Raw genomic sequence first — 6,273 nt, 5'->3', positions numbered from 1 at the left:
GAAGAGTTGTTTATGATGCGTTGAGTATTTGTTGTGAAATGACCAAGCCCCATGTTTTCTAAGAATTACAGCACGAATGACAGCATGAACAACAGATAGTGACCTTGCGAAAAAGAATAGATAAATCAAGTCACTTACTTGAATAAAATTCATATTGCACTTCAATGTTATTCACTATGATCTTGCTCACAGTATGCTTCAATGGCACTGACCAATAAAGCATTATGGATACGATATTATGAGCAAATTAACCCTTCTTGATGGTGGCATGGGGCGTGAATTAAAAAGAATTGGCGCTCCTTTTTCTCAGCCACTTTGGAGCGCGCAAGCGCTGATTGAATCTCCACAACATGTTCGTTTAGCTCACCAAGGATTTATTGATAGCGGTGCCGACATTATCACGGTGAATAGCTATGCGTGTGTCCCTTTTCACTTGGGCGAGTCACTATATCAAACCGATGGTGCAAGGTTAGCGAACTTAGCCGCGCAGATTGCTGCGGAAGTAGCACAACAGTCAGAACGTCCGATTTTAGTGGCGGGTTCTATGCCACCGGCTATGGGAAGCTATCGGCCTGATCTCTTTCAAGCCGAAGTCGCACGAGCGATTTCACTCACTTTGTATCAAGCACAAGATCCTTATGTGGACGTCTGGTTAGCGGAGACGATTGCTAGTTTAGAAGAGTTGAGCATGGTTCAATCGGTGTTTGCCTCATCAACGAAGCCTTGCTATTACGCACTGACTCTGAAAGATGACTCTAATATCGCACAATTGCGTTCTGGGCAGTCAGTGTCTGAAGCCGCAGAACAAATCTATTCTGCGGGTGGGGCGGGTATTTTCTTTAACTGCTCAATACCCGAGGTGATGGCTGATGCCATTCAACAGGCGAAAACGGTGTTGGAAGGCCGAGCGCAAAAGATTGAAATCGGCGTTTATGCAAACAGTTTTACGCCGATTAAATCGGATCACGCCGCTAACGAAACCGTACAAGCCATGCGTGAGTTTAGTGCAGAAGATTATCTCGCATTTGCCAAGCAGTGGTATGCCCTCGGTGCAACCGTGATCGGCGGATGTTGCGGCATCACCCCTCGCCATATTCAAGCACTTTATGAATGGAGGCGCAGTTTTGAAAAATCTTAATTATGGATTGGCTTTTCCTGCGATTGCGTTAGTGCTTGTTTTGTTAACGGTATCTGCGCTTTATCCAGCCACCTCTCAAGCGATGGCGGCGCAAGCTATGGGCTGGGTGAGCCACTGGTTTGGCTGGTTAGTACAGATGGCAAGTTTGGCGTTAGTGGTTTTTTTACTGTGGCTGGCGTGTTCGAAATACGGCCGCATTCGTTTAGGTGAAGAAAAAACCGAATACAGCAATTTTTCTTACGGCGGGATGATTTTTACCGCTGGCGTCGGGGCGTCACTCATTTACTGGGCGATAGGTGAACCGATGTATTACTTACAATCACCACCGTTATTTGCTGAGCCTAATAGTTATCCTGCTGCGGCATGGGCCGTTACCTACTCTATTTTTCATTGGGGTATTACAGGCTGGGCGATTTACTGCTTTCCAGCGATTCCGTTTGCTTATGCATTTTATGTACAAAAAAAACGCACGTTAAAAGTTTCCAGTTTGTGTTCTTCGGTAGTGGGTGACCATCCTTTGGTGGCAAAAAGTATCGATCTATTGTCGATTTTTGGTACGTTGGCCGCGTTTGCTAGCTCTCTAGCCTTAACTGTGACCTTGGTCAGCGCCGGTGTGGCAGAGCTGTTACAGATTGAGAATAGCCTTGGCTTACAAGGCACAATTATTGTGCTTTTTGTGGCTGCGTTAGTGGTTGTGATGGGGGTTGGTTTTAATCAAGGCATCAACATGATTTCTAACTGGACAGTCAGCATGGCGGTGTTGTTTGCCCTGTTTGTATTATTGGCGACTCAACCTTCTTTCATTCTTAATAGTTTCACTGACTCACTGGGCGTGATGTTGGATAATTTCTTTAGAATGTCATTGTGGACAGACCCTGTTCAGCAAAGTGGTTTTGCACAAGGCTGGACTCAGTACTATTGGTTTTGGTATTACGCGTACTTGATTATGATGGGCCTATTCATCACGCGAATTTCTCGTGGACGAACGATTCGTGAAGTGGTTTTGTACACCATCTCGATGGGCGCTTTGGGCTGCGCATTTTTTATCTCCATTTTTGGTGGCTATGCGGTGTGGGCTCAAATGCTGGGCGGTTTACCCGTTCAGGGCTGGATGGCAGAAGGTGGCTTAACCTACGCAGTGGTTTCATTGATAAAAACCTTGCCTGGGGGAAATGGGGTGCTTGGGCTATTTCTGCTCATTCAGTTTTTATTGATGCTGACCACTATGTCCAGTGCGAGTGTTGCGACGGCGATGCTCACCACCAATGAATTGGCTTTGAATGGTGATCCCGATAATCGAGTAAAATTGCTTTGGGCCTGTGCGATTGGGCTGATCAGTTTAAGTGTATTTTTGGCTGGGGGAGGGATTGAAACCATTAAGTCGCTTTGTGTGGTCGCAGGCCTTCCTATGATGTTCATTTACGCCATCATGCTCAAAACCTTTTTACATACTTTAGGCATTTTGCCCAATCAGCATAAGCGGGAATCTGATCAAGAGCCCGTGTTAATGAAAGTCACTTAAAGCAAGCCTTAACCTTATAGCGTTTAGCAAAACAAGCCAGCACGATGAAGATGCTGGCTTGTTGTATTGAAAGAAGACCAATGACTCTCTTTGAGGTTTAAATATTATTGAGAACCATGAAATGGGTCGAAAGTGGGGTGAAGTCGATCATCACATAGCTCTCTTGTTCGTTGACGAAGAGCGTCAGCGTTTGTTGATTTAGCGGATCGAATAAAGTGTGCTCACCACAGGTTAACTGCCAATAAGTGGTCAATGCTTTAGGTAAATGCAGTTTTACGGTTTTGCCACTTGTGGCACTGAAGTTCGCTGCGATGATCAGCTTTTGTGACGGGTTAGAGCGAGCAAAGGCAAATAAGTAATCTTGTTGGTCGGAGAAGTGTTCAACATTGGCGGCGTACAGATCATGATATTCACCGGTCAGTGCGGGGCTCTGTTTGACTAAATTCAGTAATGTTGAGTAGAAATGGCGCAGCTGCTTCTCGCTCTCGTTTAATTGGCCACCATCAAATGCGCCGTTATTCATCCATTTTTGGTGTTGTGGAACACCGATATAGTCAAAAATAGAGGTGCGAGAAGGCTGGCCAAAGCCGGCATGTTCCGCTCCCGGTTCGCCCACTTCTTGCCCAAAATAAAGCAAGGTTGGTGAGCTGGATAAACAGGCTGAAATCAACATGGCTGGGCGTGCTTTATGTGCTTCCCCTGCAAATTCAGGCGAGGCAATTCTCTGCTCGTCATGGTTTTCCAAGAAATGCAGCATGTGATGCTCAATGTCGCGCAGTTGATATTCAATACGACCAATCTCTTTGGTAGAGCCGTGTCCTTTCATGATGGCTTTGAGACTATCGTAAAGGTCGACTTTGTCGTACAGATAGTCCATTTTCCCGATCTGGATGTAATCGCGGTATAAATCTGGCTGATACACCTCTGCCATTAAAAAAGCATCGGGGGTGTGTAGCCTAATTGCCGAGTTGAGATAGCTCCAAAATTCAATCGGTACCATTTCGGCCATATCATAACGAAAGCCATCCACGCCTTTATCGAGCCAATAAAGAGCGATATCCCTAAATTTACGCCATGAATCCGGGACACTTTTATCTTGCCAGAAAATGGCGTGTTCAAGGTGAGATAGGAAACGGTATTGCTGCGGAAGCTCGGCAAAATCTTTGCCTCCATCAGGTTTGATGCCGTAGTTTATTTTGACGGTTTCATACCAATCATCGATGTTCGGCTTGGCTAAACGAGATCCATTGCCTGTCCATTTTGCGGGGTGTTCGTAAAACGGGGTGGCTAAATCTGGGTGGCATTCACCGCCCAACGGTAGCAATGAGGTGGGAATAACTGGCAGTTTAAAGGAGGTGTCGGGTAGGTAATAGAAGTTATTGTCCCTGGCGTATTGCACACTGGTATCATCATTTTCACCAAAATCATTGACTCCGACAGGGTTATTGAGCCCTTGATATTGGCGCGCCACGTGGTTAGGGACAATGTCGATGATGACTTTCATGCCCGCTTGGTGTGTACGCTTAATCAAGGCTTCAAATTCGTGATTACGCTGAGCTGGGTCGTCGGCTAAATCAGGGTTTATCGAATAGTAGTCTTTAATGGCGTAAGGCGAGCCCGCTCTACCTTTGACAACACTTGGGTGATCATTCTCTATTCCCCATGCGCGGTAATCACTCACCAGTGCGTGATGTAAAACACCGGTGTACCAAATATGAGTGATCCCAAGTTGATGAATTGCATTGAGTGCATCGTCAGTGAAGTCACTTAATTTACCGACACCATTTTGTTCTTTCGTTGCCCAAGGTGTGTTGCAACGGTTTGTATTACCGAATAAGCGCGTGAAAACTTGATAGATAGTGTATTTGTTGTAAGCCATAACGTGTCAACCTAAGCGATGATGGGATGCGAGAAATAGGAGATGAGTTGCAGGCTAATAGAAGTTGATGAAGACAGAATCATCCTTGAGTAGTGATTTTGGGGCGTAGAGAGAAAGAAGGCGTAAAAGTGTGATGCGGGAATGGTTTAGTCAACAAAATCCCACCGGGCGGTGGGATTTGTAAAGAAGCATTATGCTTATGAGCGTTTTTCTTGTTTAGGGCGAGGGCTACGACGCGGTGCACTTGAGTGCTCGTTATCACGCTTTTTCAAGTGGTAATTTAAAATGGAAATAGGCACGTCTTTTTTCGGTGTGAAACCTTCAATTTCTTTACGCACAAGCAAATGTCCTAAGCGGCTTTCAATCATGCACAAGTTTTTAAAATCATCGCGTGATACGAGAGAAATTGCTTCACCGGTTGCACCAGCACGACCGGTTCGTCCAATACGGTGAATGTAGTTCTCCGCAGGATAAGGCAAGTCGTAATTCACCACTCTTTCTAAGTTATCAATATCAATACCGCGCGCGGCAACGCCCGTTGCAATCAAAAATTGCAGTTTACCTGCTTTGAAATCGGCTAATAATTTTTCACGAACTTCTTGGCTACGGCCACTGTGAAACGCCTCTGCCGCAATGCCACGCTTTTCCAGTTGGCTCGCCAGCTTTGCCGCACCGTGTTTGGTTTCGATGAAAATCATCGCCTGTTGCCATTGGTTTTCAGTAATCAAATGGCTCAGTAGTGCAGATTTTTGATCTTTATCGACAGTGATAATCCACTGCTCAATTTGATTTGGCGTGCGGTTGTAACCAGCGACATCAATTTCAATCGGATCATTAATGGCTGATTTAGCCAACTCGCGCACTGGGCGAGAAAGGGTCGCCGAAAACAGCAAGTTCTGACGGTTTAGTGGCAGGCGATCAACAATTTTATTGATGTCTTCAATGAACCCCATGTCGAGCATGCGGTCAGCTTCATCCATCACCAACACTTCAAGCTCATCAAAATGAACGGCGCGTTGGCCATACATATCAAGCAAGCGCCCCGGCGTGGCGATCAAAATATCCACCCCTTCAATCAAGCGTTGTTTTTGTTTTTGCGAATCGACACCGCCGTACATCGCAAGGCAGGTTAAGGGCAGATACTTTGCGTATTGAGTGACGTTCTCTTCCACTTGCAGAGCCAATTCGCGCGTGGGCGCTAAAATTAATGCGCGAACACGTTTGGCGCGCTGAGTTGTTCCTTGACTAAGCATCTGCAAAATGGGCAGTACAAAGCTAGCGGTTTTACCCGTGCCGGTTTGCGCTGCCGCAATGACATTTTTACCCGTCAAAATGGCTGGGATTGCCTGTTCTTGAATCGGTGTTGGGGCAGAATAGCCGACTTCGTGAACGGCTTTTAAGATTGGATCGCTCAATCCTAGGTTGGAAAATGGCATGCGGGCTCTCAGAGTTAAAAAGTCAAAACAGTTAGCAAGCGATGGCTTTCTCATAGTAAGGCGCTAGGCCCCAATACTTTGAGTGCAACTCATCGCAAATTCGGCGCATTCTAGCATGAACTCTTCAAATGCGGTGAGATACCTCAGTGTCAGCGATCGTCTCTTTATTCAGAATAGCGCCTCGTTGCCGAGTCACTAATATGAGATACCAATAAGATTGTTATCAATGAGTGCGTGGAGTTGGATTGGCATCACAGAGCTTTTAGAACAAGTGGGATCTATTTTCGATATATTAACC

4 protein-coding genes are annotated in these 6,273 nt (G+C 45.9%); 2 read left to right on the top strand and 2 right to left on the bottom strand.

Annotation, left to right across the window (positions count from 1 at the left end):
- Window positions 1-238 precede the first annotated feature (238 nt).
- Together AACT21_RS04960 and AACT21_RS04955 are read left to right on the top strand one after the other, a co-directional pair.
- Entirely contained in the window at window positions 239-1,138 is a 900-nt protein-coding gene (locus AACT21_RS04960; RefSeq protein ID WP_094164643.1) for a homocysteine S-methyltransferase family protein, read from the top strand.
- A complete protein-coding gene (locus tag AACT21_RS04955; RefSeq protein ID WP_019280837.1) occupies window positions 1,125-2,660 on the top strand; it encodes a BCCT family transporter in 1,536 nt (511 codons plus the stop codon). The genes AACT21_RS04960 and AACT21_RS04955 overlap by 14 nt, the downstream gene beginning before the upstream one ends.
- A gap of 97 nt (window positions 2,661-2,757) precedes the next feature.
- On the opposite strand, the gene AACT21_RS04950 is transcribed toward AACT21_RS04955, so the two are convergent.
- Entirely contained in the window at window positions 2,758-4,539 is a 1,782-nt protein-coding gene (locus AACT21_RS04950; protein ID WP_094164642.1) for an alpha-amylase family protein, read from the bottom strand.
- A gap of 197 nt (window positions 4,540-4,736) precedes the next feature.
- The gene (locus AACT21_RS04945; RefSeq protein WP_094164641.1) at window positions 4,737-5,975 is read right to left on the bottom strand and encodes a DEAD/DEAH box helicase; all 1,239 of its coding nucleotides are present in this window, start codon (window positions 5,973-5,975) and stop codon (window positions 4,737-4,739) included.
- Window positions 5,976-6,273 lie beyond the last annotated feature (298 nt).

The organism is Vibrio sp. V08_P9A1T1 (genome assembly GCF_963874405.1).
GTDB classification, from domain to species: Bacteria; Pseudomonadota; Gammaproteobacteria; order Enterobacterales; family Vibrionaceae; genus Vibrio; species Vibrio anguillarum.
This window is presented reverse-complemented; position numbering and strand designations above follow the sequence as displayed.

What these genes read in the sequence shown, in the direction of transcription:
- AACT21_RS04960 (WP_094164643.1), top strand. Translation starts at nt 239, where the DNA reads ATGAGCAAATTAACCCTTCTTGATGGTGGCATGGGGCGTGAATTAAAA.
- AACT21_RS04950 (WP_094164642.1), bottom strand. Translation starts at nt 4,539, where the DNA reads ATGGCTTACAACAAATACACTATCTATCAAGTTTTCACGCGCTTATTC.
- AACT21_RS04945 (WP_094164641.1), bottom strand. Translation starts at nt 5,975, where the DNA reads ATGCCATTTTCCAACCTAGGATTGAGCGATCCAATCTTAAAAGCCGTT.